The organism is Kocuria sp. CNJ-770, assembly GCF_001942375.1.
GTDB lineage: Bacteria > Actinomycetota > Actinomycetes > Actinomycetales > Micrococcaceae > Kocuria > Kocuria oceani.
The window spans coordinates 1-3,646 of record NZ_MKJW01000034.1 but is presented as its reverse complement, the minus strand read 5'-3'; the positions used below and the strand labels follow the sequence as shown (position 1 = coordinate 3,646).

Genomic DNA, 3,646 nt, shown 5'->3' with positions numbered 1-3,646 from the left:
CGCCACCTCCGTGGCGGTGTCCGGGGCGAACTTCGGCGTGGCCTCCACCGGGACGCTGACCGTGGTGGAGTCCGAGGCAACGGCCGGATGTGCCTGACCCTGCCCGAGACCCTGATCACCGTGGTGGGCATCGAGAAGATCGTGCCCACCTTCCAGGACCTCGAGGTCTTCCTGCAGCTGCTCCCGCGCTCCTCCACCGGCGAGCGGATGAACCCCTACACCTCCCTGTGGACCGGCGTGACCCCGGGGGACGGGCCGCAGGACGTGCACGTGGTGCTCCTGGACAACGGCCGCACCGCGGTGCTCGACGACCCCGCCGGGCGCTCGGCGCTGCACTGCATCCGCTGCTCGGCGTGCCTCAACGTCTGCCCCGTCTACGAGCAGGCCGGCGGCCACGCCTACGGCTCCACGTACCCGGGTCCGATCGGGGCGATCCTCTCCCCGCAGCTCACCGGCATCACCTCCGAGGAGAACGCCTCCCTGCCCTACGCGTCCTCGCTGTGCGGGGCCTGCTACGACGTGTGCCCGGTGAAGATCAACATCCCGGAGATCCTCGTGCACCTGCGCGACGAGGACGTGCGCAGCAAGCCCACCCCCCGGGTGCCCTCCCAGATGGATTTGATGATGAAGGGCGCTTCGGTGGTGATGTCCTCGGGCACCCGGATGGGGTTGGCCGAGAAGGGTCTGCCGTTGGGGAGGGCGGTGGCGGGCAAGGATCGGGCGATCTCCTGGTTGCCCGGGATCGCCGGGGGCTGGACCGATGAGCGCGACATCCCCGCCCCGCCGAAGGAGTCTTTCCGCCATTGGTGGGCCAAGCACGCCGAGGAGACCCAGGAACGGGTGGCCGCCGACGGCGGCCCGGCCACCGGCCCGGATGCGGGCGGTACCGCACCGGATGGGGCCGAGACCGACACCGAAGACGACGGGGGAGCACGATGAGCGAGGCAAAGACCGAGATCCTCAACCGGATCCGTGGGGCGCTGCACGACGCGCCTACCCCTGCACCGGCGCAGCGCACCTATCGCCGCGTCTCGGAGCGTGCGGCTGAGGAGGTCGTCGAGATGCTCGTGGACCGGCTGGTCGACTACAAGGCCGCGGTGCACCACGAGACCCCCGCGTCCCTGCCGGGGCGGATCGCCCAGCTGCTGGGGGTCTCCGCCCGGTATGTAGTCCCGGCCGGTCTGGACACCGCCTGGTTGCCGGAGGACACCGCCGCCCGCCGGGTGCTGGTGGATCCCAATGACGCCCGCGACGCCTCGGCCCTGGGGGTGCGGGAGCTCAACGCCGTGGACGCGGTGGTGACGTCCTCGACCGTCTCCTGCGCGGAGACCGGCACGATCTTCCTCACCGGCCGTCCCGAGGAGGGCCGCCGGGCGATCAGCCTGGTCCCCGACCACCACATCTGCGTGGTGCCGGTTGAGACGGTGGTGGAGCTGATCCCCGAGGCCCTGGCCCTGGTGGAGCCCACGGCTCCGGTCACCATGATCTCCGGGCCCTCGGCGACCTCGGACATCGAGCTCGAACGCGTCGAAGGCGTGCACGGGCCCCGGACGTTAGACGTCATCCTGCTCGGCTGACAGGCCCGGATGGCGCGTGAACCGCAGCACGCGCAGACGCACCGTCGCGGATCCGCTCGGCACCCCGGCCCCATCGCGGCCCCGAGGGCCCGGGTCTGCCCTGCCCGGGCACGGCGGCCCCTGCCGTGCCCGGCCGTTTCTCCTTCGCAGTTGACCTTGTCAGAAATTCACAACACAGCACCCGGGCCTCCAATGGAGCGCCCAAGTGCGGAACGGGTGTCAATGTTCTCCAAGATCCTGGTCGCCAACCGCGGCGAGATCGCGATCCGCGCCTTCCGGGCCGCCTACGAGCTGGGTGCCAAGACGGTGGCGGTTTTCCCGTACGAGGACCGCAACTCGATCCACCGGCAGAAGGCCGATGAGGCCTACCAGATCGGGGAGGAGGGTCACCCGGTGCGGGCCTACCTCGACGTGGCGGAGATCATCCGGGTGGCCAAGGAGTCCGGGGCGGACGCGATCTACCCCGGCTACGGGTTCCTCTCGGAGAACCCGGACCTGGCCCGCGCGGCGGCCGCGGAGGGCATCACCTTCGTCGGCCCACGGGCCGAGATCCTGGAATTGGCCGGGAACAAGGTGGAGGCGCTCAAGGCCGCCCAGCGGGCCGGGATCCCCACCCTGGACTCCTCCGCCCCCTCCTCGGAGGTGGACTACCTGCTCGGGGAGGCCGAGCGGATCGGCTTCCCCGTGTTCGTGAAGGCCGTGGCCGGCGGCGGGGGACGCGGTATGCGCCGGGTGGAGACCTCTGAGGCGCTGCCCGAAGCCCTGGCGGCGGCGATGCGCGAGGCCGACACCGCCTTCGGGGACCCCACCATGTTCGTCGAACAAGCCGTGCTGCGGCCTCGGCACATCGAGGTGCAGATCCTCGCCGACAACGAGGGCGGGATGGTGCACCTGTTTGAACGCGACTGCTCCGTCCAGCGCCGGCACCAGAAGGTGATCGAGATCGCCCCGGCCCCGAACCTCGACGAGGGCATCCGTCAGGCCCTGCACGCCGACGCCGTGAAGTTCGCCCGGGAGCTGGGCTACGTCAATGCCGGGACCGTGGAGTTCCTCGTGGACACGGCCGGGGAGCGGGCCGGTCAGCACGTGTTCATCGAGATGAACCCGCGCATCCAGGTCGAACATACCGTCACCGAGGAGATCACCGATGTGGATCTGGTCGCCTCGCAGCTGCGCATCGCCTCGGGGGAGACCCTGGCGGACCTGGGCATCGCCCAGGAGTCGCTGACGGTCCGGGGCGCGGCGCTGCAGTGCCGGATCACCACCGAGGACCCGGCCAACGGGTTCCGCCCCGACGTCGGGAAGATCTCCGCCTACCGCTCCGCCGGCGGCGCCGGAGTGCGCCTGGACAGCGGCACCGTCTACGCCGGGGCGGAGATCTCCCCCCACTTCGACTCCATGCTGGTCAAACTCATCTGCCGCGGCCGCGACTACGCCACCGCCGTGCACCGGTCCCAGCGTGCCCTGGCCGAGTTCCGGATCCGCGGGGTGGCCACCAACATCCAGTTCCTCCAGGCCGTGCTGGCCGACCCGCAGTTCCTCGCCGGAGAGGTCGCCACCGACTTCATCGAATCCCGCCCCGAATTGCTCGAAGGCAAGATCTCCGGGGACCGGGCCACCAAGGCGCTGACCTGGCTGGCCGAGGTCACCGTCAATCAGCCCCACGGCCCCCGGGTGGAAGGTATCGACCCGCGCAACAAGCTGCCCCGCTACCCGGGCGACAAGCAGGACGAGCCGCTGCGCTCCCCCTTCGACGGGCCCTCGGCGCACACCCCGCCGGACGGGTGGCGGCAGCGGCTCCAGGAGCTGGGCCCGGAGGGCTTCGCGGCCGCGCTGCGGGCCCAGACCGCGGTGGCGGTCACCGACACCACCTTCCGCGACGCCCACCAATCCCTGCTGGCCACCCGGGTCCGGACCCGGGACCTGCTGGCCGCGGCCCCGGCCTACGCGCACACCCTGCCGCAGCTGCTCTCGATCGAGGCCTGGGGCGGGGCGACCTACGACGTCGCGCTGCGCTTCCTCGGGGAGGACCCCTGGGAGCGGCTGCGGCTGCTGCGCGAGGCGATGCC

General features: G+C 71.3%; 2 protein-coding genes and 1 pseudogene. All 3 read left to right on the top strand.

Annotated elements, in window-relative coordinates:
• Positions 1 to 939, top strand: a pseudogene (locus BJF77_RS01885) (LUD domain-containing protein); the annotation flags it as partial.
• Positions 936 to 1,577 carry an LUD domain-containing protein gene (locus BJF77_RS01880; protein WP_047804239.1) on the top strand — a complete coding sequence of 214 codons (642 nt, stop codon included), beginning with the start codon at positions 936 to 938 and terminating at the stop codon, positions 1,575 to 1,577. The pseudogene BJF77_RS01885 and the gene BJF77_RS01880, both read left to right, overlap by 4 nt.
• A gap of 222 nt (positions 1,578 to 1,799) precedes the next feature.
• Positions 1,800 to 3,646 (top strand): biotin carboxylase N-terminal domain-containing protein (locus BJF77_RS01875; RefSeq protein WP_304440973.1); only part of this gene is annotated, 1,847 nt, incomplete at its 3' end.